Genomic DNA, 23,994 nt, shown 5'->3' on the forward strand with positions numbered 1-23,994 from the left:
TCCACGACGTGGGGAGCAGGAGCTGCGCGTGCTGGACGCAGGAGGTGCCCGGTGAACACGGTCGAGGGGGTGCGTCCCACCACCGGCCTCCTGGTCGGGGTGCTCTCCGGCATGGCCGGCTGGCTGGTCCTGCAGCTGCTGCGGACGCTCGGGGCGGAGTATCCGGTGATCTCCTGGCTGGGGCTGGTCCCGCTCGTGGCGGTCACCCTTCTCGTGCTGGTCATGAGCTGGCAGATCCGTCGCTACCTGCGGGGGGCGCGCACCGCCCGCCCCAGCCCCCAGCGCGGGCGGGGCACCCTGGTGGGGGCCCAGGCGGCCGCGCTGGGCGGGGCCGCGCTGGTCGGGTGGTACCTGGCCAACGCCCTGGTGCACCTGCCCAACGCCGACGTCGCCGGCGAACGCGCCCAGCTGGTCTGGGGCGTGGTCCACGCGGCGGCAGCCCTGCTGCTCTCGGTCGTGGGCTACCTCGGGCAGGCGTGGTGCCGGATCCCGCCCGGCGACGGCGACGACGGACGACGGGGACGGTGTGCCCGACGCCGACCTGGCCTACGGCTGACCGGCCTAGAGTGGCCGGGTGAGCGACCACGGCAACACCCCCGTCGAACCGGCCCCCGGACCGGCCCGCCCGACCTCGCTCTGGCCCGGGCTGGAGGATCCTGAGCACTCGCGGTGGTACGCCGAGCGCTTCCGGGTGATGGCCGCCCGGGGGGAGGACGTCGAGGGGGAGTCCCGCCTGGTCGACGTCCTGGCCCCCCGGGGTGCGCGCCTGCTCGACGCCGGGTGCGGTCCCGGGCGGCACGGCGGGCACCTCTCCCGGCTGGGCCACCGGGTCGTGGGGGTGGACATCGACCCCGTCCTGGTCGCGGCGGCCCGCGCGGACCACCCGGACGCCACCTGGCTGGTCGGGGACCTGGCCACCCTCGACCTCGGGGCGGTCGGTGAGGCGGAGCCCTTCGACGGGGCCCTCCTGGCGGGGAACGTCCTGGACTTCCTGCCCGTCGAGCACCGCGGTCCGGCGCTGCGAGGCGTGGCGTCCCACGTCGTTGCCGGAGGCTTCGTGCTGGTGGGCTGCCGGGTCACCCGGGGCTTCACCCCGACCGATTTGGACGACCTCCTCCTCCCGGCCGGGCTGCGGCTGGAGCACCGGTTCGCGACCTGGGACCTGAAGCCCTGGGGCCAGGACGCGACCTTCGCGGTCAGCGTCCTGCGCCGGAGGGAGACCTGACAGGACTCCGCCCGTGGTCACCTCGCCACCGTCCCGGCCACCGATGAGTCCTGCACCCGCGCACGGTCTGACCATGCAGCCGCCCGTCGGCCCGACGGGGCACCGTCCACGAGGAGAGCTCCCATGACCGCACGCAGCACCCGCCGCCCCGTCGGCGCACCCGGCTGGATCGACATCTCGGTGACCGACCCGGACCGCAGCAAGGCCTTCTACCGCGAGGTGCTCGGCTGGGACTACACGGGTGGGCAGGAGGAGTTCGGGGGCTACCTCAACGCCACCGTCGACGGCCTGGCCGTCGCGGGCATGGCCCCGCCGATGGAGGGGATGCCGGAGCCGCCGCACGAGTGGACCGTCTACCTCGTGGTCGCGGACGCCGAGGCTGCCTCCCGTGCCGTCACCGACGCCGGCGGCACGACCCTGATGTCCCCCGTGTCCGTGGGGCCGTTCGGCACGATGGCCCTGCACGCCGACCCGACCGGCGCGGGGTTCGGCCTGTGGCAGCCGGGGTCCCACCAGGGGTTCGAGGCCTACGACGTCCCGGGCGCGGTCGCCTGGACCGAGGCCATGGTCGGCGACTTCGACCGCGGTCGGCGGTTCTACGCGGACGTCTTCGGCTGGACCTACGAGGACCTCTCCGAGGGGGACATGAGGTATGCCGTCGCCCGCGCCCCGGGGGAGGACCGGTCGGGGACGGCCGGGCTGGGTCTGGTCGGTGCCGGGGAGGGCCCGTACTGGTCGGTCGTGCTCCAGGTGGCGGACACCGACGAGGCCGTGGCCCGGGTCCGCGACGACGGCCGGCGGTCGGGTGACGACCGAGCCTTTCGACTCCGAGCACGGCCGGATCGCCGAGGCGACCGGCCCCGACGGGGAGCGGTTCGCGCTGATGCGGCCCCCGACCGCCTGAGGCCGCGGTGCCGGGGCCGACCTACTTGTCGACGTCCCCGACGACGAAGAACATCGACCCCAGGATCGCGACCATGTCGGCGACCACGGTCCCCGGGAGCATCTCCCGCAGCACCTGGACGTTGTTGAACGAGGCGGACCTCAGCTTGAGCCGGTGGGGAGCCTTGTCGCCGCGGCTGACCAGGTGGTAGCCGTTGAACCCCAGCGGGTTCTCGGTCGCCAGGTAGTGCGCGCCCTCGGGCACCTTGAGCACCTTGGGCAGCCTGGTGTCGTAGGGGCCCGGGCCCAGCTCGCGCAGCCGTCGCGTGCACGCCCGGGCCAGGTCCAGCGAGACGTGCACCTGCTCGGCCAGCACCTCCAGCCGGGCGTAGCAGTCCCCCTCCTCCCGGGTCACCACCCGGCCCGGCCCGCCCTCGCCGAAGAGCTCGGCGTAGGCCAGGTAGGGCTCGTCCCGCCGAAGGTCCACGTCCAGGCCGGAGGCGCGGGCGATCGGCCCGGACACGCCGTAGGCCAGGACGTCGGCCAGCTCGAGCACGCCCACCCCGCGCGTGCGCGCCAGGACGATCTCGTTGCCCAGCAGCATCGACTCCAGCTCGGGCATCCGCGCCCGGACCTGCTCGACCGCGGCGTCGACCCGGTCCAGCCAGCCCTCGGGCAGGTCGTGCAGCAGCCCGCCCACGCGGTTGGCCATGTAGTGCATCCGTCCGCCGGAGTACTCCTCCATGACGGCCTGCAGCTCCTCCCGCTCGCGGAAGGAGTAGAACATCGGGGTGATCGCACCCAGCTCCAGCGGGTAGGACCCCAGGAACATGAGGTGGTTGCGCCCGCCCCAGCTCGGAGAGCAGCGTGCGGGTCCAGGTGGCCCGCTCGGGCACCTCCATCCCCAGCAGGTGCTCGACGGTGAGGGCCACCCCGACCTCGTTGTTGAACGCCGACAGCCAGTCGTGCCGGTTGGCCAGGACGAGGATCTGCCGGTAGTCACGGACCTCGAACAGCTTCTCGGCCCCCCGGTGCATGTAGCCGATCACCGGCTCGGCGGCGATGATCCGCTCCCCGTCCACGGTCAGCCGCAGCCGCAGCACCCCGTGCGTGGCCGGGTGCTGCGGACCGATGTTGAGCACCATCTCGGTGGTGCTCACCCCGCCCACGCCGGCGGCGCCGAGGGAGACGTCCAGGTCGCGGGTGCTCACCCGGGCCACCCTAGTCGGGCACCGTGGCCCCGTCGGGGGCGACGCGGCCGCGGCCCGGCTCCTCGACGACGACGAGCACCCAGCCGAAGTCGCCGAGACCGCCGACGGCGGTGAGCGCGCCGAGGGCGGCGCGCCGCGCCAGCAGGGACAGGTATGCCGCGGGGTCGGCACGGGCGAGCCCGTGCGGCACCGGCGCGCCAGGAGGAGGGCCTCGCCGGTCCCGTCCTCGCCGGTCCCGTCCTTGCCGTCGCCGGCACGACCGTCGGCCTGCAGCAGCCCGAGCAGGGCGGCACGCTGCGAGGTCAGCACGGCGGGCGCACCCAGGTGGTCCACGAGGCTGTCCCAGGCGACGTGGGCAGTCAGGTCGCACGAACCGTCCGGGACGGGGGCGACCTGCCGCCCCGCGCGGTAGCCCGTCAGGGTGCCCCCGGCCGGCCGGTCGGCGGAGGTGTGCCCGTAGTCGACGAGGAGCACCAGCCCCTGCCGGACGCGGCCCACGAGGTCGGTCGCCGCCTGGTCGCGGGGCCGGCCGACCTCGGCCCGGTGCACCTGCGGGCCGAGCCACCGCCGCGCCCAGGCCAGGTCCGGGGCCGACGGGACCGGGCCGAGGACCTCGGTGCCGTCCTCGTGGACGGCGACCTCGCGCCATACCTCGTGGTCGTCCCGGACCAGGACGGGGCAGGGCACCACGTCGAGCCACTCGTGGGCCACGACGAGCACCCCGTGCAGGTCCCGGAGGGCGTCGGGCAGGAGCGCCCCGCCGGGGGAACGGGTCCAGCGGTCGACGGGGAGGTCGGCCGGCGCGTCGACGACGTCGACGCCGTGCAGGTGCAGCTGCGGTGCGAGCCGGCGCACCTCGGCGAGCAGCTCGCCCCGGCCGGCCCCCACGTCGACCACGCCGGTCAGCCCGTGCCTGCGGCACAGCGCGACGAGCGCCTCGGCCAGGACTGCCCCGCCCCCGGGGATCCCCTGGGCGGAGGTGTGGAAGTGCTGCGCGGGCGCGTGCGAGCGGTAGAAGCCGCGGTCGCCGTAGAGCGCGTCCGCCCACGCCGCGTGCCAGGGTCGTGCCCGACCGGGGGCGTCGTGGTGGGGCTGCCGGTCGGGGTGCACCCCCACTACTGTGCCGCACGTGGATCTTCTCGACGTCGGTCGGATCGTGCTGGGCCTGGTGCTGCTCGTGGGCGGTGGCGAGCTGCTGGTGCGCGGTGCCTCGGCGCTCGCGGTGCGCTCCGGGCTGACCCCGCTGGTGGTCGGGCTCACCGTGGTGTCGGTGGCCACCTCCACCCCCGAGCTGGCGGTCAGCACGGGTGCCGCGCTGCGGGGGGAGACCGACCTGGCGCTGGGCAACGTCGTGGGCTCCAACATCGCCAACGTCCTGCTCATCCTCGGGGTCTCGGCGCTGATCCTGCCGCTGACCGCCCGGCGCCGGATCGTGCGGATCGACGTCCCGGTGATGCTCGGGCTGGGGGTGCTCGCCCTGGTGCTGTCCCTGGACGGTCGGATCGGCCTGGCCGACGGGGTGGTGCTCCTCGGGGTCTTCCTGGTCCATCTGCTGGCCAGCGTGTGGATCGCCCGCCGCGACCCCGACGAGGACCCGGCGCCCGACGAGGACCCGGCGCCCGACGAGGACCCGCCGACGGAGGACGCGGAGCACAGGCCGGGGGAGGCCCACCCGGGGACGGCCGGGCCGGACGACCCGCCGGCGGACGAGGAGGCCGGAGGCGTGCTGCCGGGCTGGGCGGCGGTGCTCCTCGTGCTGGGCGGGGTGGTCCTGCTGGTCGTGGGAGCCGGTCTGCTGGTCTCGGGCGCGACGTCGGTCGCGACCGCCCTGGGGGTGAGCGGGCTGGTGGTCGGGCTCACGGTGGTGGCGGTCGGCACCTCGCTGCCGGAGCTGGCGGCGTCCGCGATCGCGGCGCTGCGGGGGGAGCGTGACCTGGCGCTGGGCAACGTCGTGGGCAGCTGCATCGCCAACCTCGGCCTCGTCCTGGGCCTGCCCGCGCTGCTGGCCGGCGGCCTGGAGGTGCCTCCCGCCGTCCTCGCGCTCGACCTGCCCGTCATGCTGGCCACCTCGCTGGCCCTGCTGCCGGTGTCCTTCACCGGCTTCGTGGTGGCCCGGTGGGAGGGCGTCCTGTTCATGGTGCTCTACGCCGCCTACGTCGGCTACGTCGTGCTGCAGGCCACCTCCCACGACGCGCTCTCCGGCTTCACCACGGTCATGACGCTCTTCGTGCTGCCCTTCGTCCTCGTCATGCTGGCCACGACCGTGGCCTACGAGCTCGGGCGGATCGCCGAGCGCCGGGAGCGGGCGGCCTCTCCCGGCTGAACCTCGCCGGGGCCGAACCGTCCGCGGGCGGGCAGGATCCCCGGCGGTGGGGCAGGGGACCGCGGGCCTCGAGCGGTGCCGTCGCCCGACCCTCCCTGTCGATGTCGGTTTTCTGCTGGACCGCACCGGTGCCCGGACCGCAGCATGGAGGGGTGCAGCTCGACCACGACCGGTGCGTGACCGCCGTCCGCAGCAAGGACCCCCGCTTCGACGGGTGGTTCGTCACGGCCGTGACCAGCACCGGGATCTACTGCCGACCCAGCTGCCCGGCGATCACCCCCAAGGTGGTCCACCTCTCCTTCTACCCCTCGGCCGCTGCCGCCCAGCGGGCCGGGTTCCGCGCCTGCCGCCGGTGCCTGCCCGACAGCACGCCCGGTTCCCCCCCCGCTGGCGGCCGCGGGCCGACCTGGTCGCCCGGGCGGTGCGCCTGGTCGCCGACGGCGTCGTCGACCGCGAGGGCGTCACCGGCCTGGCGGACCGGCTCGGGTACTCGACCCGGCAGCTGGAGCGCCTCGTCACCGCGGAGCTGGGTGCCGGCCCGCTCGCCCTCGCCCGGGCGCAGCGGGCGCAGACCGCGCGGGTCCTGCTGGAGTCGACCGACCTGACCGTCACGGACGTGGCCCACGCGGCCGGGTTCGGCAGCGTACGGGCGTTCAACGACACCGTCCGCGCCGTCTACGCCACCACGCCCACCACGCTGCGGCGCACGGCGCGCTTCCGCGGCACGGGTGCGCCCGGTGGTGCCGTCGGGGCCGGCGAGGGGGAGACCGACGGGGTCACCGGGCAGGAGGCCGGCACGGCCGCCCAGGTGGAGGTCCGCCTGCCCTTCCGACCTCCTCTGCACGTGCCCAGCCTGGTCGAGCAGCTGAGGGGCCGGGTCGTCCCCGGCGTGGAGGCGTGGCGCGACGGCGGGTGGGAGCGGTCGCTGGCCCTCCCGCACGGCCCCGGTGTCGTCCGGCTCGAGGCTCCGGCACCCGGCGACCGGCACGTCCGCGCACTCCTGCGGCTCACCGACGTGCGGGACCTGGGCGCCGCGACGGGTCGGCTCCGCCGGCTCCTGGACCTGGACGCCGACCCGGAGGCGGTCGACGAGCACCTGGCGCAGGACCCCGCGCTCCGTCCGCTGGTGGCGGCGACCCCGGGGGTCCGGCCCCTCGGCACCGTCGACCCCGACGAGACGGCGGTGCGGGTGGTCCTCGGGCAGCAGGTCTCCACCTCGCGGGCGACGACGATGGCCGCCCAGCTCGTCCGCGGCCTGGGCCGGGAGCTGCCCCGCGCTCTCCTGAGCCCCGGCGGACCCACCCACCTGTTCCCCTCCGCCGCCGACGTCGCCGCGGCGCACCTCGAACAGCTGCCGGGCATGCCGGGCGCCCGTCGGCGCACACGCTGGTGGCGCTGACGTCGGCCCTGGCCGAGGGCCGTGTCGACCTGGGCCCGGGGTCCTCCTGGGAGGAGGCCCGGGCCGCCCTGGCGGCCGTGCCCGGCGTGGGACCCTGGACCGTGGAGACGATCGCCCTGCGCGCCCTCGGCGACCCCGACGCCCTGCCCGCCAGCGACCTCGACGTCCTGCGCCGCGCGGCCCGGGCAGGACTGGGCGCCACCGCGTCCGAGCTCACCGCCCGCGCCGGGCGCTGGAGCCCCTGGCGGGGGTATGCCGTCCAGCTGCTCCGCGCCGGTGGCCCGACCCGACCCGCCCCGCACCCCACGGAGGACGCATGATCCCGACCACCACGACCACCACCACGACGGGCACGACCTCGGGCACGACCTCGAGCACGATGTCGAGCACGATGTCGAGCACGACGTCGAGCACGAAGACCACCCACGTCCTGCTCGACGGGCCCCTCGGGCCGCTGCGGCTGGTCGGTGACGGAGAGCACCTGACCGGGGTGTACTTCGAGACGCACCGGCACGCTCCCGCCGACCTGGGGACCACCACGGCCCTGCAGGACGCCGACCCCGTCCTGCAGTCCGCCGCCGAGCAGCTGACCGACTACCTGGCGGGCCGCCGGACCGGCTTCGACCTGCCCGTGCGGGTTCCCGGCACGGAGTTCCAGCGGCGGGTGTGGGACGCGCTCCTGCTGATCCCCTACGGCCAGACCTGGTCCTACGGGCAGCTGGCCGCCCGGATCGGGCAGGCCGGGGCCGCCCGGGCCGTCGGGCTGGCCAACGGCCGCAACCCCGTCTCGATCGTCGTGCCGTGCCACCGCGTGGTGGGCAGCGCCGGCGCGATCACCGGCTACGGGGGAGGGGTCGGGCGCAAGCAGGCTCTGCTGGACCTCGAGCGCCGGGTGGCCGGCGGCTCGTTGTTCTGACCGGACCCCCCCGGCACCGGCGGATACCCTGTCGGGGTGAGTCAGACGCCCCAGCCCAAGGCCCTGGAGTCCGAGGTCCCCGAGGTCGACGTGCCCGAGCAGATGCGGATCCGCCGCGAGAAGCGGGCGGCGATGTTGGAGGCGGGGATGGAGCCCTACCCCGTGTCGGTGCCGGTCACGCACGCCCTGGCCGAGGTGCGGGGACGGTGGGACCACCTCTCGGCCGGCGAGGAGACCCAGGACCGGGTCGGTGTCTCGGGACGGGTCGTCTTCGTGCGGAACACCGGCAAGCTGTGCTTCGCGACCCTGCAGTCCGGGGACGGCACCCGCCTGCAGGCGATGCTCTCCCTGGCCGAGGTCGGGCAGGAGGCCCTGGACCGCTGGAAGCAGTGGGTGGACCTGGGGGACCACGTCTTCGTCCACGGTCGGGTGATCGCCTCCCGCCGCGGCGAGCTGTCGGTGATGGCGGGCGAGTGGCTGATGGCCTCCAAGGCGCTGCGTCCGTTGCCGGTCCTGCACAAGGACCTCTCCGAGGAGCAGCGCGTGCGCCAGCGCTACGTCGACCTCGTCGTGCGGGAGGAGGCCCGGCAGATGGTGCTCGACCGGGCGGCGGTCACCCGGGCGGTCCGCGGGGTGCTCGAGGACGAGGGGTACGTGGAGGTCGAGACCCCGGTCCTGCAGGCGGTGCACGGCGGTGCGGCGGCCCGTCCCTTCCGTACGCACCTGAACGCCTTCGACATGCCGATGACCCTGCGGATCGCGCTGGAGCTCTATCTGAAGAAGGCCGTGGTCGGCGGCGTGGACAAGGTCTACGAGATGGGGCGGATCTTCCGCAACGAGGGAATCGACTCCACGCACAGCCCGGAATTCACCATGCTGGAGGCCTACGAGGCCCACGGCGACCAGTACTCGATGGCCGAGCTGATGAAGCGGATGATCCTGGCGGCCGCCGACGCCGTCGGCCGTCGTCGCATTTCCACCCCCATGGGGATGGTCGACCTGGACGGGGAATGGCGCTGGCTCTCCTTCTACGAAGGACTTTCGGAGGTGCTGGGTCTTTCCGTGGACGTGCGCACGCCCCGGGACGAGGTGGTCGAGATCGCCCGGCGGCACGACATTCCCGTGCGGCCCGACCACAATGCCGGCCGGATCGCGATGGAGATCTTCGGGGACCTGGTGGAGCCGACGCTGCTCCAGCCCACCTTCGTGCACGACTACCCCGAGATCGCCCAGCCCCTGGCGCGCCAGCACCGTACGCACGACGGGCTGGTCGAGGCCTGGGACCTCATCATCGCCGGGGTCGAACGGGGCACCGCCTTCACCGAGCTGATCGACCCGGAGATCCAGCGCCGCCGCCTCACCGAGCAGTCCCTGCTGGCGGCCGGTGGCGACCCGGAGGCGATGCAGCTGGACGAGGACTTCCTGCGTGCCCTGGAGTACGCCGCGCCGCCCATGGGGGGGCTGGGCATGGGGCTGGACAGGGTGCTCATGCTGCTCAGCGGCGCCGGGATCCGTGAGACCATCCTCTTTCCCTTCCTCAAGCCGGAGGCATGATGCCCTCTTTTCTCCACGACAGCTGGATGGTGCTGGCCGCCCTCATTCCCTCGGCCGGTCTGCTGTTCCTGTTCTGGGTCATTCTCAAGCACCTCGTCGAGGGCGACCGTCGGGAACGTGCGGCGCTTCGCCGGTGGGAGGCCGAGCAGGACGCGCTGACGGACAATACCAACGACCCGTTCCAGCGGTGACTGAAATCCGATAAATGGCCCTCTTCCACAGGGGCTTTCCGGATGCCTGAATTGTTCGGTAGAGTTGTCGGCGTGCCGCCGATCCCTGTTCGGCACGTCACGACAATCACCAGGAGAACGCCTATGGTTCAGCGTGTGCAGGTCATTCTCGAGGACGACATCTCCGGCGGCGAGGCCACCGAGACGGTGGAGTTCGCCCTCGACGGGGTGACCTACGAGATCGACCTCAACGACGAGAACGCAGCCAAGCTGCGGGACGACCTCGCCCGGTGGATCGGCGAGGCCCGTCGCGCCGGCGGCCGTCGGCAGACCCGTCGTCGCGGCGCGGGCTCCGGCTCGGGTTCCGGCTCCTCGGCCAAGGCCGACGAGCTCGCGAAGATGCGCGAGTGGGGTCGGGAGAACGGCTACAAGGTCAGCTCCCGCGGGCGGGTCTCTCAGGAGCTCCAGGACGCCTACGCGGCCGCGCACTGACGCGACCGGACGAGGAGGCCGACGCCTTCTTGACGGGCCGCTCCCGACCGGGAGCGGCCCGTCCGCACGCCCGGGGGACGTCCCCGCGGCCGCCCCGTTCGACGGGTTCAGACCTCGTCGATCGTGCGCTGGGTGAGCTCCGGCCCCCCCGCCTCGGCCGCCTCGACCTCGTCCCAGGAGCGGGGGAGCGCCACCTGCGGCCGATCCCGGCCCCTCAGCGACCACGGGCAGATCGTGGTCTTGGCGGCGTTGTTCTGGCTCCAGTCCAGGAAGACCTTGCCGGGCCGCTCCGCCTTGGTCATCCGTGCCGTCACGAGGTCGGGGTGGGTCTCGGCCAGGTGCTCGGCCAGCGTCCTGGCGACCCCGCTCACCTCCTCCGACCCCCGCGCGCCCTCCAGGGGGGCGTAGAGCTGCATCCCCTTGGACCCGCTCGTCACCGGGTGCGTGGACAGCCCGACCGCGTCCAGCCGGTCGCGGACGAGCAGCGCCACCCGGGAGCACTCGCGCAGCCCCGCCCCCGGGCCGGGGTCGAGGTCCACGACCATCCGGTCGGGGGGCAGCGGCGTCCCCTCCGCGTCGACCCGCCACTGGGGCACGTGCAGCTCCAGGCTGCCGAGGTTGACCAGGTACACCAGCGCGGCGACGTCGTGCACGAGGGGGAAGGTGATGGTCTCGCGCCCCCGCGAGGACCCGGGGGTGGGCACCGTGACGCGCGACAGCCAGTCGGGGGCGCCGGGCGGCAGGTTCTTCTCGAAGAAGTGGGCCGCACCCACCCCCTCGGGCCAGCGGATCCGCGTCACCGGCCGGTCGGCCAGCTCGGGCAGGATCCGGTCGGCGTGCGTCACGTAGTAGGTGAGCACCTCGCCCTTGGTGGTCCCGGTGGACGGGTAGAGCACCTTGTCCAGGTTGCTGACCCGCAGGGTCCGCCCGGCCACGCGCACGCTCTGGCTGCTCACGGCTGCACCTCCAGCAGGTCCGACGGGTCCAGGTCGGGGCGCACGCCCTGGAACGACGGCTGCCGCAACCGTCCCAGCCCGGGGGTGATGCCCAGCGAGGCGACGTCGATCACCACGCGCGGCTCCAGCCACGTGGAGCCAGCGGACTCGGGCCGGGGAATGTCGGTGGTGAACGGGTACGGCACCGGCGGAACCTGCTCCAGGAGCGTCTGGAGCTGGGCTCCCGCCCGCCCGGCCAGTCCGCTGCCCACCCGGCCGAGGTAGGTCAGCCGCAACCGGCCGGCGTCGTCCCGCAGGACCGTGCCGGTGCCGTCGTCCAGCGGGAGGCCCACGTGCACGGCGCCGAGCCGGGCGGCGGTGCCCGTCTGCACCCGCCATCCGCCGACGACGACGCTGAGGTGGTCGCGGTGGGGGAACTTCAGCCAGTCCGTCGACCGCGAGCCGGGCTGGTAGGTCGAGGACCGGCGCTTGCTCACCACGCCCTCCAGCCCCTGCTCCGCGGTCGCCGCGAGGAGCTGGCCCCCGTCGTCGTAGACCGGGGGGACCTGCACGCCGGCCACGTCGCGGAGGAGGTCCTCCAGGGCGGACCTGCGCGCGGACCACGGCAGGCCGGTGAGGTCCATCCCGTCCAGCCGCAGCAGGTCGAAGACGAGGTAGGTGACCGGGCGGGTGCGGGCCAGCTGGGCCGCCGCGGTGGGCGAGGAGGTGTGCACCCGGTCGACGACGTGGCTGAACGAGGGGCGCCCGGCGATCATCGTCACCGCCTCGCCGTCGAGCAGCAGGTCCTGGGCCACCCCGGCGAGGGCCCGCAGCTCGGGCAGGGCCACGGCGATGTCCCGCTCGCCGCGCGTCAGCAGCCGCAACCGGCCGTCCCGCACGTCGGCCAGGACCGGATGCCGTCCCACTTGATCTCGTGGGCCCAGGACGGGCCGGACGGTGGACCGGTCCGCGCATCTCCAGGGGTGGCGAGCATGGGGCGCATGGGTCCATCCTTGTCCAATGCGAGCCATCTGGAAGGGCGCCGTGTCGTTCGGGCTGGTCAACGTGCCGGTCCGGCTCTACTCGGCGACCGAGAACCACGACCTGTCCTTCCACCAGGTGCGTGCCAGCGACGGCAGCCGCATCCGCTACAAGCGGGTGGCCCAGGCCGACGGCGAGGAGGTGGCCTACAAGGAGATCGCCAAGGCCTACGAGACCGAGGACGGGCGCACCGTCGTGCTCACCGACGAGGACCTGGCCTCGCTGCCCAACCGTTCGAGCAAGGAGATCACCGTCGAGCGGTTCGTGCCGATCGACCAGATCGACCCGATCCTCTACGACCGCGCCTACTACATCGAGCCGGACGCGATGGGGGCCAAGGCCTACGGGCTGCTGCGCGAGGCGCTGCGCGAGTCCGAGCGGGTGGCCGTCGTCACGGTGTCGGTGCGCAGCCGGATGACCATGGCCGTGCTGCGGGTGATGGAGGACGCCATCGTGCTGCAGACCCTGCTGTGGCCCGACGAGATCCGGGACGCCTCTCGGCTCGACCACCTGGACGAGGTCAGCGACCCCAAGAAGAACGAGATCGCCATGGCGCGGATGCTCGTGGAGTCCATGGCCGGGGACTTTGAGCCCGAGGGGCACGTCGACGACTACAAGCAGGCGGTCGAGGCGCTGGTCCAGAGCAAGATCGAGGGCGGGGAGGTCACCGAGCCGCCGGAGTCCGAGGAGGACGGCGAGTCCGGCGAGGTGGTCGACCTGCTCGCCGCTCTGCAGCGGTCGGTGGAGCGGGCCCGGGCCGGTCGGGGCGAGACCACCGAGGAGACTCCGGACGACGTCGGTGCCGATGCCGACGGGGACGGGTCCGGCGACCGGGCCTCGTCGGGGTCGTCGCGGAGCGCGGGGGCCAAGGGCACCGCGGCCAAGAGGACGGCGACCAAGAGGACGGCGGCGAAGACGGACGCCTCGACGGGCAGCAAGGCCGCGGCGAAGAAGACGCCTGCCAAGGCGGCGGACAAGCGCACCTCCACCCGCAAGAAGGCCGGCTGACCGGGGGCGGGCCGCTCCGAGGCCGGTCGACCGGGGACGCGCCCGCCGCGGGGCTGGCCGGGACGTCCGGTGGCGCGTGACGGTGGCCGTCGGGGGCCGTCCGGTTATGCCAGGGGCGAACAGGCGGCCCTCGTGGAACACCGACGGTGCACGAGGACGTTGAGGTTCTCAGACGCCACGTAGAGTGGACGTACGCCCGCGCGGGTGGGCTCCGGCCGCCGACCGCGTGACGAGACGCTAGTCGAGGAGTGACGATGTTCGAACGGTTCACCGACCGGGCCCGGCGGGTCGTGGTGCTCGCCCAGGAAGAGGCGCGGCTGCTCAACCACAACTACATCGGGACCGAGCACCTGCTGCTCGGCTGATCCACGAGGGGGAGGGTGTCGCCGCCAAGGCGCTGGAGTCGCTGGGGATCTCCCTGGACGCCGTCCGCGAGCAGGTGCAGGAGATCATCGGGCAGGGCCAGCAGTCCCCGACCGGGCACATCCCCTTCACCCCGAGGGCCAAGAAGGTCCTCGAGCTCTCGCTGCGCGAGGGGCTGCAGCTGGGCCACAACTACATCGGGACCGAGCACCTGCTGCTCGGCCTGATCCGCGAGGGCGAGGGCGTGGCCGCCCAGGTGCTCGTCAAGCTCGGTGCCGACCTGAACAAGGTCCGCCAGCAGGTCATCCAGCTGCTCTCGGGCTACCAGGGCAAGGAGACCGCGAGCGCGGGCGTGGGCCCCAGCGGCGGCGCGGAGGGCCAGCAGGCCGGTTCGCTGGTGCTGGACCAGTTCGGCCGCAACCTGACCCAGGCCGCGCGGGAGGGCAAGCTCGACCCGGTCATCGGTCGCGAGAAGGAGATCGAGCGGGTCATGCAGGTGCTGTCCCGCCGCACCAAGAACAACCCGGTCCTCATCGGCGAGCCCGGCGTCGGCAAGACCGCCGTCGTCGAGGGTCTGGCCCAGGACGTCGTCCGCGGCGACGTGCCCGAGACGCTGAAGGACAAGCAGCTCTACACGCTCGACCTCGGTGCGCTCGTCGCCGGCAGCCGCTACCGCGGCGACTTCGAGGAGCGGCTCAAGAAGGTGCTCAAGGAGATCCGCACCCGCGGGGACATCATCCTGTTCATCGACGAGATCCACACCCTCGTCGGGGCGGGTGCCGCCGAGGGCGCCATCGACGCCGCGAGCATCCTCAAGCCCATGCTGGCCCGCGGCGAGCTGCAGACCATCGGGGCCACGACCCTGGACGAGTACCGCAAGCACATCGAGAAGGACGCCGCGCTGGAGCGCCGCTTCCAGCCGATCCAGGTCGCCGAGCCCACGCTGTCGCACGCGATCGAGATCCTCAAGGGCCTGCGCGACCGCTACGAGGCCCACCACCGGGTCTCTCCATCACCGACGCCGCGCTCGTGGCGGCCGCGGGGATGGCCGACCGCTACATCAACGACCGCTTCCTGCCCGACAAGGCGATCGACCTCATCGACGAGGCGGGCGCCCGGCTGCGCATCCGCCGGATGACCGCTCCGCCGGACCTGCGCGAGTTCGACGAGAAGATCTCCCACGCCAAGCGGGAGAAGGAGTCGGCGATCGACGCCCAGGACTTCGAGAAGGCCGCGCGGCTGCGGGACGAGGAGCACAAGCTCACCCAGTCCCGCGCCGAGCGCGAGAAGGAGTGGAAGAACGGCGACATGGACGTCGTGTCCGAGGTCGACGAGGAGCTGATCGCCGAGGTCCTCGCCGCCGCGACCGGCATCCCGGTGTTCAAGCTCACCGAGGAGGAGTCCCAGCGGCTGCTCCACATGGAGGACGAGCTGCACAAGCGGATCGTCGGCATGGACGACGCGATCACCGCGCTGTCCCAGGCCATCCGGCGCACCCGGGCCGGCCTGAAGGACCCCCGCCGCCCCGGTGGCTCGTTCATCTTCGCCGGCCCCACCGGCGTCGGCAAGACCGAGCTGGCCAAGGCGCTGGCGGAGTTCCTCTTCGGCGACGAGGACGCACTCATCACCCTCGACATGTCGGAGTACTCCGAGAAGCACACCGTCTCGCGGATGTTCGGCTCGCCCCCCGGCTACGTCGGTTACGAGGAGGGTGGTCAGCTCACCGAGAAGGTGCGGCGCAAGCCGTTCTCGGTCGTGCTCTTCGACGAGGTCGAGAAGGCGCACCCGGACATCTTCAACAGCCTGCTGCAGATCCTGGAGGACGGTCGTCTGACCGACTCCCAGGGTCGGGTCGTCGACTTCAAGAACACCGTCATCATCATGACGACCAACCTGGGCACCCGGGACATCGCCAAGGGCATCTCCCTGGGGTTCTCGGCCGGTCCGGACACCCAGAGCAGCTACGACCGGATGAAGAACAAGGTCATCGACGAGCTCAAGCAGCACTTCCGTCCCGAGTTCCTCAACCGCGTGGACGACACGATCGTCTTCCCGCAGCTCTCGCAGGCCGAGATCGTCCAGATCGTGGACCTGATGATCGCCAAGCTGGACGTGCGGCTCAAGGACAAGGACATGGCCCTCGAGCTCACGCAGTCGGCCAAGGAGCTGCTCGCCAAGAAGGGCTACGACCCCGTCCTGGGCGCCCGGCCGCTGCGCCGCGCGATCCAGCGCGAGATCGAGGACCAGCTCTCCGAGAAGATCCTCTTCGGGCAGATCGGCGCCGGCGAGATCGTGGTCGTCGACGTGGAGGACACCGTGGGCGAGGACCGCACCCGGGACAAGGTCTTCACCTTCCAGGGGCAGCCCAAGCCCTCGGCGGTGCCGGACACCCTGCCGGTGGAGCCGGCCACCTCCGGTGGTCCCGCCGAGGAGCAGGGCGAGCACGCCGGCTGAGCCCGCGCGCACGCCATACCCCGAGCACGACCGGACGGGGCGCACCGCCACCGCGGTGCGCCCCGTCCGCACGTCCGCAGCCGCCCGCCCGGCGACGTGGCAGGACGCCGGCGGTGGACGGTTAGGGTTGCGGCATGACGCTGCGCGACGCGACCCCCGAGGAGACGGCCGGCTGGGACGACCTGGTGCGGGCCAGCCCGGGCGGTGTCGACCTCATGCAGCTGGCGCCCTACGCCGAGATCAAGTCGGGCGCCTGGGCGTCCGCGCGCCAGGTCGTCCACGAGCACCCGGGCCGGCCGTCGGTCCCGGCCCTCTACCTGGTCAAGAAGGTGCCCCCCTTCGGCGAGCTCTGGTACGCCCCCATGGGTCCGAGGGTGACCGACCCCGAGCACGTCCGGGCCATCTGCGAGGACCTGCGCACGGTGGGTGCCTTCAGCGTCATTTTCGAGCCACCGGTGCCCGCCGAGGGGCCGGAGACGCGCTCGGACCTGGTCGCCGGCATACCGGGGCTGGAGGAGTTCACCGACCTGCAGCAGGGGCACCACACCGTCCTCATCGACCTGCGGCCCGACGAGGACGAGCTGCTGGCCTCCTTCCGGCAGCGGGCGCGCAGGGCCATCCGCAAGGCCTCGGACGCGGTCGTGGAGCACCGCACCGACGACGAGGCCATCGAGACGTTCTGGCAGCTGTACGCCCCCACCGTGGAGCGGGCCGGTTTCCCGTTGCGCCCCAAGGAGTACTACGTCAGGGCCTGGCGCCTCTACCGCGACCTGGGCCAGGGCCATGTCGTGCTGGCCAGGTCCTCCGCCGACGTGGCCGAGCCCGAGGCCGGCGCGTTCCTGTGGCAGCACGGCGACCTGGGCTACTACCGCGACGGCGGGTCGGTGCGCACCCCGGCAGCCAACGGCCTGCAGTACCGCGTCCAGTGGGAGTCGATGCGCTGGTGCAAGGAGCGGGGGGCCACCACCTACGACCTGTACGGCGTGCCGCCGAGCTGGGCGGCCGACGACCAGGACCACCCCCTGCACGGGCTCGTGCAGTTCAAGACGGACGGCCTTCGGGCCGATCACCGACACCGTCGGCAGCGTCCGGCTGGTCGTGGACCGACGACGTACGGCCGTCTGGGACCGGGTGGGGTTGCGGGTCCACGCCCGGCTGACCAGGGCGCGCAACCCGCTGTTCTACTGACCCCCGGCCCCGGCCCCGGCCCCGGCCCCAGACGCGCTCGGCCAGTGGTGGGGAGGGCCCCTAGAAGAAGCTCGACCCGCTGCGGCCGCGCGAGAGGGCCTTGGCCAGGACGCGGTGGCCGAACCGGGTCCAGGCCTGGTAGCGCCGCGGCCGCAGCGGCAGGTCCAGGGCACCCACCCAGTCGGTGACCTGCTTGTTGAACCCGCGCTTGAAGACGCCGATGCCGAAGAACGGGTCGTCCTCGTCGGCCACCCTGGTCGAGTGGGGGGTGCCGCACAGGTCGTAGACGGTGGCGCCCTGCTCCTGCGCCCACCGCATGGCCTCGTACTGCAGGAGCTGGCTGGCGCCCCGCACCGGCCGTCGCGCACGCTCGCCCCGTCCTTGTAGCAGGCGACGTCACCGACCACCGTGACGAAGGCCCCCGCGACGTCCTGCCCCTGGAAGCGGGTGAGGAAGAGCTGGGCCAGCCCGGCCTCGCAGAAGGTGCGCCACAGGCCCACCTGGTACTCGCGGTCGCGGGTGGCGATGCCCTGGTCCTCGACGACCTCGGCCCACATCCGCCACAGCCGCTCGTAGTTCTCCTCGGTCGCCGGGACCCGCTCGACCTCCAGGCCGTCGCGCTGGGCCCGGCGGACCTGGTTGCGCACCTTGCCCGGTAGACGCATGATCAGCTCCTCGGCGTCCCCGGAGACGTCCACGAGGACCGTGGAGGCGTTCGTCTGCACCCGGCCGGCCCGGACGAGCCCCAGGGAGTCCAGGGCCGCCAGCGTCTCGGGGTTCTCCAGCAGCTCCGGCTCGACCTTGAGCAGGAAGGCCCCGTCGGCCCGGGCCGCCTCCGCCAGCGTGGGCAGCAGCGAGGACAGCTGGTCGACCGAGGCGACCGAGGGTCCCTTGGGGGCGTACCAGACCCGGCCGAGCCCCGGGGCGGTGCGGGTGTGCACCGTGACGGCGACGCCGTCCACGACGAGGAAGCGGGGACGCCAGCCGACCCGCTCCTTGACCTGGGCGAACTCGTGCGTCTGGAACATCGACGACGGTCCGGGTGCGGCCACCACCTGCGCGTCCCACTCGGCCGCGGTCGACGGACGGCTCTCGATCAGACCCATGGCGGTCATCCTACGGACACGGCCGGGCATCACCCTCCCGCCGGTCGGGACCGCTCACCAGAAGGCGTCACCGGGTTCACGCCGCTGCACGCGCGTGACCACGCGCTGCCCGAGGCGCTGCCACGCGGCATACCTCCGGGGCCGCAGGACGAGGTCCCACGCGCCCACCCAGTCGGTGACCTCCTTGCTGAACCCGCGCTTGAAGACCCCCAGTCCGTACCGCAGGTCCGAGCGGTCGTCCAGGCGGGAGGAGTGCGGCACGCCGACGAGGTCGTAGGTGCGGGCGCCACGCTCGATCGCCCACCGCATGCCCTCGTGCTGGAGCAGCTGGCTGGCGCCGGGCACCGGCCGCTCGCGCAGGCTGGCCCCCTCCTTGTAGGCGGCGACCGTCCCGAGCGCCGCGACCAGCGCCCAGGCCAGCGGCTCGCCGTCCCTGCGCGCGAGGAACGGCTGCGCCAGGCCGCCGGAGACCATGATGCGCCAGCTCTCGACGAAGTAGTCGTGGCCCCGGACCCCCAGCCCCTGGTCCTCGACCACCGCCGACCAAAGGCGCCACATCAGCTCGAAGGTCTCCTCCGTGCCCGGAGCCCGCTCGACCTGCACGCCCTCGCGGCCGGCGCGGCGGACCATGTTGCGGGTCTTGGACGGATAGGCGCCCAGCAGGTCCTCGGGGGACTCCGGCAGGGCGAACAGCACGGTGGAGGAGTGCGGCTGGACGGGGTCGGTCCGCACCAGGCCCATGGCCCGCAGGCCGGCCAGGGCCCCTTCCTCCTCGCGGATCTCCGGCTCCAGGCGCACGAACATCACCCCCCGGGCGCGGGCGGCCTCGCGCAGGTCGTCCACGACCGGCGCCAGGGACGCGGTCCCGTCCACGCACGGCCCCTTCGGCAGGTACCAGACGGTCCCGAAGCCGGGGGCCGCCTTCTCGTGGATCGTCATGGCCACGCCGTGCGACTCGGCGTAGAGGGGACGCCATCGGGCCATCCGCTTGACCTCGCCCAGCTCGTGGCTCTGGTAGATGTTGCCGCCGTTCGGGGTGGCCGCGATCCGGGCGTTCCAGCCCGCGGCCGGAGGAGAGGTCTCGAACGTGAGGGCCATGGCGCTCACCCTATGCGAGGCCCAAGGGGTGGGCCGGGCTCCCGACACCTAGACTCCGTAGGCGTGATGGGCTCCGCGACACCGGCACCGGCCACGGCACCGCCTCCGTCGTCCGCGGCCTCCGCGGTCCGGGAGCAGCTGGCGCGGCGGTCGGGCACGGACCCGGCCGACTGGTTCCTCGTGGACCGAGACCGGCACGCCGCCCTGGCCGTGCTCCGGGCCGTCTGCGGGCACGCCGGCCCGGGCGAGGTGGTCGTGCAGCCCTTCGCCCCGCTGACCACCGTCACGCCGGTGCTGGGCGCCGGGCACCGGCCCCGCTACGCCGACATCGACCGCGACACCCTCTCGCTGGACCCGGCCACGGTGCCGATGGTGTCCTCCTCCTCCACGCGGGCGGTGGTCGTCCGGCACACGTTCGGGCCGGTGGCCCCGGTCGCCCGGCTGCGCGCGTTCCTGCCGCCCGGGGCGCTCCTGGTGGAGGACAGCGCCCACTGCCCCGGACACCTGGCCCGCACGGCCGACGGTTTGGTGGCCGCCGACATCTCGCTGCACGGGTTCGAGGCCGGCGGGGCCCTTCCGCTCGCGTCGGGAGCCGCCGTGTGGATCTCACCGGCCCTGCGCGAAGGGCCCTGGCACGACGTCCTCGCCGGGGCGCTGGCGGACCTGCCGCAGGCCGGTCGGCGCGACGCGGTCGCCCGGCGGGCGGGCGGTCCCCTGCGCCGCGTGGCGGGCCGCCTGGGGCCCCCCGGCGCACGGGTGCTGTCCGCCGCGGCCGAACGGGGTCTGGTCGAGCTGGACGTCACCGACGCCGAGCGCTCGGGCCGCAGCGTGGGCGAGCCCCACCTCCCCTCCGAGGACGTCCTGCGCAGGATGCGCCGGACCCTGCCCGTGCTGGGCACCACCGGCGAGCACCGGCGGGCCGTCGCCGCGGTCTACCGCCTCGGGCTCAGCGGGGAGCCCGGTGTCGCCGTCCCCCGTCTCCTGGAGGATCCGGCGACCACCCTCGTGCGCTTCCCCCTCCTCGTCCCCTCCACCGAGGTGGCCGAGGCGGTGCTGGCGGCCCTGCGGGGCGAGGGTCTGGACGCCGGTGCCTGGTACCGGCCGACCCTGTGGCCCGGCCCGCGGCGCCGGTCCGACCTGCACTACGACCCGAGCGGGGTCCCCGGTGGCCGAGGAGGTCTCCGCCCGCGTGCTCACCCTGCCCACCTCGCCGCTGGTGAGCATCAAGGCCGCGCACCGGACGGTGGAGGTGCTGCGTCCGGTCGTCCGGGAGGGGCGCCACCAGGGGCAGGTACGGTAGCCCCCGTGCCCGTCCTGGATCTCGCCGACCCCGCGGCCGTCGACCGCTACAGCGCCTTCGTGCGCTCCCACCCCCACCGGTCCGTGACCCAGGACCTGCGGTGGGGGATCGTCAAGGACGAGTGGGGCCAGGAGGCCGTCTACGTCGAGGAGGACGGCCGCATCGTCGCCGCGATGACGCTGCTCGTGCGGCGGCTGCCCGGAGGCTTCTCGGTCCTCTACGCCCCCCGCGGGCCGCTCGTCGACTGGAACGACAAGGACCTGGTCCTGCGGATCCTGGCCGAGGCGCAGCCGCTCGTCGAGCGCCACCGGGCGGTGATGACCCGTTTCGACCCCGAGGTCCGGTTCGACGAGGGGGTGGACGCCTGGATGCGGTCGCAGCCCGGCTGGCGGGTCAAGAACGTGGGGGCGGACAAGGACGACATCGTCCAGCCCCGGTTCACGATGGTCGTCCGCCTCCAGGACGAGGACGGACGTCAGCTCTCCGAGGACGAGCTGTTGGCCAAGTACGACGGGAAGACCCGGAACAAGGTGCGCAGCGGGAGGCGCAAGGGGGTGACCACGCGGGAGGCCACGGAGATGGCCGACCTGGTCACCTTCCACGAGATCTACCGCCACATGGCCCAGCGCAACGGGATCACCGCCCGGGAGCTGCCCTACTTCCACCGGATGCGCCGGGCCTTCGAGGACCGGATGCACGTGGTGCTGGCCGAGCACGAGGGCGACGTGCTGGCGGCCTCGGTGACCGTCGACTACTGGGGCAAGCTGTACTACCTCTACGCCGGGTCCAACGACATCCGGCGCAGCACCGGGCCCAACCAGGTGATGAACCACGACATCATGGTGCGGGGACTGGCCACCGGCGCGGAGTCCTACGACATGGGCGGGGTGTTCGAGCTCTCCGAGACCGACGGGCTGTACCTCTTCAAGCGGGGATTCTGCAAGGGTGACGGCGGGGCCACCGAGTACGTCGGCGAGGTGGACGTGGTCCACCGGCCCGCGCTCTACCGCCTGCTCGCCTCGGCGGTGCCGCGCGTGCAGCGTGGCCGCCGCGAGCTCGCCGGCCGGCTGTCGCGGGCCCGCACGGCCCTGGCCGCCCGCAGGGCGCGGCCGCCAGAGGTCGCCGGCGACGGGGGCCGGGCGAGGGTCCTGACGGAGGACCGGACGGCGGATCAGGCGGGGAGCCGGTAGCGGTCCTGCGGCAGCGGTTCCACGAGCCCGTCGGCGACCAGGCCGTCGAGGCAGCGCTCGCGCTGGAGCTCGTCCGGCCACGCCGTCCGCAGCCTGGGCCCCGCCACCGGCCCGTCGCTCTCGCGCAGCACCTGGAGCAGCCGGCCCCGGCACTGCCGGTCGGTGCCCCCACCACGCCTGGCCCCGCCGGGGCGGTCCGTCGTGGGGAGGAGATCCGGCGGCCACCCAGGCGCACCGGTCGAGAAGGGGGCAGCGCGGGCACCGGGGCGACCGGGCCGTGCACACCAGCGCCCCCAGCTCCATGGCCGCCACGCTCCAGGCCGCGGCCGTCGGTGCGTCGGCAGGGAGCAGGTCGACGGCCAGCGCCGTCTCGGCCGCGGTGAGGGCGGGGGCGGGCAGCGCCCTGCCCGTGACCGCACGGGCGTGCACGCGCCGGACGTTGGTGTCGACGACAGCGGTCCGCCGGCCGAAGGCGAAGGCGGCGACGGCCGCCGCCGTGTACGCCCCGACACCGGGCAGGGCGCGCAGCGCGTCCTCCTGCTCGGGCACCCGCCCCCCGTGCCGCTCGACCACCGCCGCGGCCGCGGCGTGCAGCCGCAGCGCCCGGCGTGGGTAGCCCAGCCGGTCCCACGCCCGCACCGCGTCCCCCGGGGCGGCGGTGGCCAGGTCCGCGGGGGTGGGCCAGCGCTCCATCCACCGGTGCCACACGGGCTCGACCCTGGCCACCGGGGTCTGCTGCAGCATGACCTCCGACACGAGGATCCCCCAGGGGGTGCAGCCCGGACGCCGCCACGGCAGGTCCCGGCGGTGCGCGGCGAACCAGTCCAGGGTGCGTTCGTGCAGCCGGTCGACGTCTGTGCCCGGTGGCAGGCCGCCCGCCTGCGGTCCGGCCCCTGCGACGGTGCGGGTGCCGGCCGCAGGGGCGGCACCGAGCTGCTCCGCCTGCCCGGCCCCGGGAGGTGAGCCGGCGGGGGTCAGGAGTAGCGCTCCAGGATCGAGGACTCGGCCAGCCGGGAGAGACCCTCGCGCACGGCGCGGGCCCGTGCCTCGCCGACGCCCTCGACCCGCTGCAGGTCCTCCAGGCCGGCGCTGAGCAGCGCCTGGAAGCTGCCGAAGTGGTCGACGAGGCGTTCGACGATGGCCCCGGGCAGGCGGGGTATGCGGTGCAGGAGGCGGTAGCCGAGGGGGCTGAGGCTGTGGTGGTCCATGCCGTCCCCGATGACGGTGATGCCCATGCAGCGGGCGACCGCGGTCAGGTCGAGCAGCTCTGCGGGGTCGAGCCGGGAGAGGGAGTCCAGCACGTCGGCGGGGTCGCGGATCGCCTCGGCCGCCGCGGCGTAGTCGCGGATCACCAGCTCCCGGTCCCGGCCGATGCCGCCGGTGAGCTCCTCCAGCTGCAGACCCACGAGGCGCCCGTCCACCCCGAGCTCGACGACGTACTGCTCGATCTCGGCGCTGATCCGGCGCACCATCTCCAGCCGCTGCAGGACCGAGGCGACCTCCCGGATGGTGACCAGGTCCTCGATCTCCAGGGCGGAGAGGTTGGCGGTCACCTCGTCGAGCCGGGAGCGGTAGCGCTCCAGGGTCTGCAGGGCCTGGTTGGCCTGCGCCAGGATCTGGGCGCGCGGCTCCAGCACGTGGCGGGTCGACCCGACGTAGAGGGCGATGATGATCGACATCGACTGGCTGACCGAGATCACCGGCAGCTGGGTCTGCTTGGCCACGCGCTCGGCGGTCCGGTGACGCGTGCCGCTCTCGCGCGTCTCGATCGAGGGGTCGGGCACCAGCTGGGTGGCCGCCCGCAGGACCCGGCTCGCGTCCCGGTTGAGCACGATGGCACCGTCCATCTTGGCCAGCTCGCGCAGGCGGGTGGCCGAGAACTCCACGTCCAGCTCGAACCCGCCGCTGCTGATCGACTCCACCGTCCGGTCGCTGCCGAGCACGATGAGCGCTCCCGTGCTGCCGCGCAGGATCCGCTCCAGACCGTCGTGCAGGTCGGTGCCCGGGGCGACGGCGGCGAGCGTGGCCCGCAGCATCTCCTCGTCGGTGCGTTCAGCCACCGTCCCTCACCTTCCGGCGGGTCTGGCCGGGGGCCCGCCTGTTGATCCCCGGCCCGATCCTATGCGCCGTGGGGCAGGG

At 73.7% G+C, this 23,994-nt stretch carries 18 protein-coding genes and 7 pseudogenes; 15 read left to right on the forward strand and 10 right to left on the reverse strand.

Annotation, left to right across the window (positions count from 1 at the left end; genetic code table 11):
* The first annotated feature begins 51 nt into the window (after nucleotides 1-51).
* The 3 genes from ACQ95T_RS02490 to ACQ95T_RS02500 all read left to right on the forward strand — a co-directional run bounded on the left by ACQ95T_RS02490 (nucleotide 52) and on the right by ACQ95T_RS02500 (nucleotide 2,257).
* Nucleotides 52-660 carry a DUF3180 family protein gene (locus tag ACQ95T_RS02490; RefSeq protein ID WP_431473491.1) on the forward strand — a complete coding sequence of 203 codons (609 nt, stop codon included), beginning with the start codon at nucleotides 52-54 and terminating at the stop codon, nucleotides 658-660.
* Nucleotides 575-1,225 (forward strand): class I SAM-dependent methyltransferase, encoded by a 651-nt coding sequence (locus tag ACQ95T_RS02495; RefSeq protein ID WP_425939096.1) that lies wholly within the window; start codon nucleotides 575-577, stop codon nucleotides 1,223-1,225. Before ACQ95T_RS02490 ends, ACQ95T_RS02495 begins: the two co-directional genes overlap by 86 nt.
* A gap of 123 nt (nucleotides 1,226-1,348) precedes the next feature.
* A complete protein-coding gene (locus tag ACQ95T_RS02500) occupies nucleotides 1,349-2,257 on the forward strand; it encodes a VOC family protein (RefSeq protein ID WP_431473492.1) in 909 nt (302 codons plus the stop codon).
* Here ACQ95T_RS02500 and ACQ95T_RS02505 read toward each other — a convergent pair.
* The 3 genes and pseudogenes from ACQ95T_RS02505 to ACQ95T_RS02515 form a co-directional block, all read right to left on the reverse strand.
* A pseudogene (locus ACQ95T_RS02505) lies at nucleotides 2,151-3,252 on the reverse strand (NADH-quinone oxidoreductase subunit D). The gene ACQ95T_RS02500 and the pseudogene ACQ95T_RS02505 overlap by 107 nt on opposite strands.
* Before the next feature lie 76 nt (nucleotides 3,253-3,328).
* Entirely contained in the window at nucleotides 3,329-3,508 is a 180-nt protein-coding gene (locus ACQ95T_RS02510) for a hypothetical protein (RefSeq protein WP_431473933.1), read from the reverse strand.
* Nucleotides 3,509-3,705: 197 nt separating this feature from the next.
* Nucleotides 3,706-4,434: pseudogene (locus ACQ95T_RS02515) on the reverse strand (SAM-dependent methyltransferase); the annotation flags it as partial.
* Nucleotides 4,435-4,447: 13 nt separating this feature from the next.
* Between ACQ95T_RS02515 and ACQ95T_RS02520 the strand changes: the two are divergent.
* From ACQ95T_RS02520 to ACQ95T_RS02555, 8 genes and pseudogenes are all read left to right on the forward strand, one after another.
* Nucleotides 4,448-5,641 carry a calcium/sodium antiporter gene (locus ACQ95T_RS02520; protein ID WP_425939103.1) on the forward strand — a complete coding sequence of 398 codons (1,194 nt, stop codon included), beginning with the start codon at nucleotides 4,448-4,450 and terminating at the stop codon, nucleotides 5,639-5,641.
* A 101-nt stretch (nucleotides 5,642-5,742) separates the two neighbouring features.
* Nucleotides 5,743-5,946, forward strand: a pseudogene (locus ACQ95T_RS02525) (Ada metal-binding domain-containing protein); the annotation flags it as partial.
* Between the two features lie 47 nt (nucleotides 5,947-5,993).
* Nucleotides 5,994-7,040, forward strand: coding sequence for an AlkA N-terminal domain-containing protein (locus ACQ95T_RS02530; RefSeq protein WP_431473493.1), 1,047 nt, complete (start codon nucleotides 5,994-5,996; stop codon nucleotides 7,038-7,040).
* Entirely contained in the window at nucleotides 7,031-7,360 is a 330-nt protein-coding gene (locus ACQ95T_RS02535) for a hypothetical protein (protein WP_431473494.1), read from the forward strand. The genes ACQ95T_RS02530 and ACQ95T_RS02535 overlap by 10 nt, the downstream gene beginning before the upstream one ends.
* Nucleotides 7,357-7,956, forward strand: coding sequence for a methylated-DNA--[protein]-cysteine S-methyltransferase (locus ACQ95T_RS02540; RefSeq protein ID WP_425939107.1), 600 nt, complete (start codon nucleotides 7,357-7,359; stop codon nucleotides 7,954-7,956). Before ACQ95T_RS02535 ends, ACQ95T_RS02540 begins: the two co-directional genes overlap by 4 nt.
* Nucleotides 7,957-8,058: 102 nt before the next feature.
* Nucleotides 8,059-9,510 (forward strand): lysine--tRNA ligase, encoded by a 1,452-nt coding sequence (lysS, locus tag ACQ95T_RS02545; RefSeq protein WP_425940007.1) that lies wholly within the window; start codon nucleotides 8,059-8,061, stop codon nucleotides 9,508-9,510.
* A gap of 26 nt (nucleotides 9,511-9,536) precedes the next feature.
* Nucleotides 9,537-9,701, forward strand: a complete 165-nt coding sequence (locus ACQ95T_RS02550) for a hypothetical protein (protein ID WP_431473495.1) — start codon at nucleotides 9,537-9,539, stop codon at nucleotides 9,699-9,701.
* Between the two features lie 123 nt (nucleotides 9,702-9,824).
* Complete coding sequence (locus ACQ95T_RS02555) at nucleotides 9,825-10,172, forward strand: histone-like nucleoid-structuring protein Lsr2 (RefSeq protein WP_425939110.1); 348 nt, start codon at nucleotides 9,825-9,827, stop codon at nucleotides 10,170-10,172.
* A 107-nt stretch (nucleotides 10,173-10,279) separates the two neighbouring features.
* Here the strand turns inward: ACQ95T_RS02555 and ligD are convergent, their stop codons facing one another.
* Together ligD and ACQ95T_RS02565 are read right to left on the reverse strand one after the other, a co-directional pair.
* Nucleotides 10,280-11,128, reverse strand: a complete 849-nt coding sequence (ligD, locus tag ACQ95T_RS02560) for a non-homologous end-joining DNA ligase (RefSeq protein ID WP_425939111.1) — start codon at nucleotides 11,126-11,128, stop codon at nucleotides 10,280-10,282.
* Nucleotides 11,125-12,033: a DNA ligase gene (locus tag ACQ95T_RS02565; RefSeq protein ID WP_431473496.1), complete on the reverse strand. Its 909-nt coding sequence runs from the start codon at nucleotides 12,031-12,033 to the stop codon at nucleotides 11,125-11,127. The genes ligD and ACQ95T_RS02565 overlap by 4 nt, the downstream gene beginning before the upstream one ends.
* A 94-nt stretch (nucleotides 12,034-12,127) precedes the next feature.
* Here ACQ95T_RS02565 and ACQ95T_RS02570 point away from each other — a divergent pair, with 94 nt between their 5' ends.
* The 3 genes and pseudogenes from ACQ95T_RS02570 (at nucleotide 12,128) to ACQ95T_RS02580 (ending at nucleotide 17,349) form a co-directional block, all read left to right on the forward strand.
* On the forward strand, nucleotides 12,128-13,156 hold the full coding sequence (locus tag ACQ95T_RS02570; RefSeq protein WP_425939115.1) for a Ku protein: 1,029 nt from the start codon (nucleotides 12,128-12,130) through the stop codon (nucleotides 13,154-13,156).
* Between the two features lie 254 nt (nucleotides 13,157-13,410).
* Nucleotides 13,411-15,973: pseudogene (locus ACQ95T_RS02575) on the forward strand (ATP-dependent Clp protease ATP-binding subunit).
* A 134-nt stretch (nucleotides 15,974-16,107) separates the two neighbouring features.
* Nucleotides 16,108-17,349, forward strand: coding sequence for a lipid II:glycine glycyltransferase FemX (locus tag ACQ95T_RS02580; protein ID WP_431473497.1), 1,242 nt, complete (start codon nucleotides 16,108-16,110; stop codon nucleotides 17,347-17,349).
* A gap of 1 nt (nucleotide 17,350) precedes the next feature.
* On the opposite strand, the pseudogene ACQ95T_RS02585 reads toward ACQ95T_RS02580, so the two are convergent.
* The 3 genes and pseudogenes from ACQ95T_RS02585 to ACQ95T_RS02595 all read right to left on the reverse strand — a co-directional run.
* Nucleotides 17,351-17,479 (reverse strand): annotated as a pseudogene (locus ACQ95T_RS02585) (FemAB family protein); the annotation flags it as partial.
* A gap of 107 nt (nucleotides 17,480-17,586) precedes the next feature.
* Nucleotides 17,587-18,297, reverse strand: a pseudogene (locus ACQ95T_RS02590) (lipid II:glycine glycyltransferase FemX); the annotation flags it as partial.
* Nucleotides 18,298-18,321: 24 nt separating this feature from the next.
* Nucleotides 18,322-19,365, reverse strand: a complete 1,044-nt coding sequence (locus ACQ95T_RS02595) for a lipid II:glycine glycyltransferase FemX (protein WP_425939122.1) — start codon at nucleotides 19,363-19,365, stop codon at nucleotides 18,322-18,324.
* A 66-nt stretch (nucleotides 19,366-19,431) separates the two neighbouring features.
* Here ACQ95T_RS02595 and ACQ95T_RS02600 point away from each other — a divergent pair, with 66 nt between their 5' ends.
* Complete coding sequence (locus ACQ95T_RS02600; RefSeq protein ID WP_431473891.1) at nucleotides 19,432-21,855, forward strand: peptidoglycan bridge formation glycyltransferase FemA/FemB family protein; 2,424 nt, start codon at nucleotides 19,432-19,434, stop codon at nucleotides 21,853-21,855.
* Here ACQ95T_RS02600 and ACQ95T_RS02605 read toward each other — a convergent pair.
* Together ACQ95T_RS02605 and disA are read right to left on the reverse strand one after the other, a co-directional pair.
* Nucleotides 21,837-22,725: pseudogene (locus ACQ95T_RS02605) on the reverse strand (A/G-specific adenine glycosylase). The gene ACQ95T_RS02600 and the pseudogene ACQ95T_RS02605 sit on opposite strands and share 19 nt — an antisense overlap.
* Before the next feature lie 104 nt (nucleotides 22,726-22,829).
* Nucleotides 22,830-23,891, reverse strand: a complete 1,062-nt coding sequence (gene disA / locus ACQ95T_RS02610; protein ID WP_431473892.1) for a DNA integrity scanning diadenylate cyclase DisA — start codon at nucleotides 23,889-23,891, stop codon at nucleotides 22,830-22,832.
* Between the last annotated feature and the right edge of the window lie 103 nt (nucleotides 23,892-23,994).

The organism is Ornithinimicrobium carbonis (assembly GCF_050703245.1).
GTDB lineage: Bacteria > Actinomycetota > Actinomycetes > Actinomycetales > Dermatophilaceae > Ornithinicoccus.

Bases quoted from the DNA above. Each gene is read 5' to 3' on its own strand.
- ACQ95T_RS02500 (WP_431473492.1), top strand. From the start codon at position 1,349: ATGACCGCACGCAGCACCCGCCGCCCCGTCGGCGCACCCGGCTGGATC.
- ACQ95T_RS02540 (WP_425939107.1), top strand. From the start codon at position 7,357: ATGATCCCGACCACCACGACCACCACCACGACGGGCACGACCTCGGGC.
- lysS (WP_425940007.1), top strand. From the start codon at position 8,059: ATGCGGATCCGCCGCGAGAAGCGGGCGGCGATGTTGGAGGCGGGGATG.
- ACQ95T_RS02550 (WP_431473495.1), top strand. From the start codon at position 9,537: ATGGTGCTGGCCGCCCTCATTCCCTCGGCCGGTCTGCTGTTCCTGTTC.
- ACQ95T_RS02555 (WP_425939110.1), top strand. From the start codon at position 9,825: ATGGTTCAGCGTGTGCAGGTCATTCTCGAGGACGACATCTCCGGCGGC.
- ACQ95T_RS02570 (WP_425939115.1), top strand. From the start codon at position 12,128: ATGCGAGCCATCTGGAAGGGCGCCGTGTCGTTCGGGCTGGTCAACGTG.
- ACQ95T_RS02580 (WP_431473497.1), top strand. From the start codon at position 16,108: ATGACGCTGCGCGACGCGACCCCCGAGGAGACGGCCGGCTGGGACGAC.
- ACQ95T_RS02595 (WP_425939122.1), bottom strand. From the start codon at position 19,365: ATGGCCCTCACGTTCGAGACCTCTCCTCCGGCCGCGGGCTGGAACGCC.
- ACQ95T_RS02600 (WP_431473891.1), top strand. From the start codon at position 19,432: ATGGGCTCCGCGACACCGGCACCGGCCACGGCACCGCCTCCGTCGTCC.
- disA (WP_431473892.1), bottom strand. From the start codon at position 23,891: ATGCTGCGGGCCACGCTCGCCGCCGTCGCCCCGGGCACCGACCTGCAC.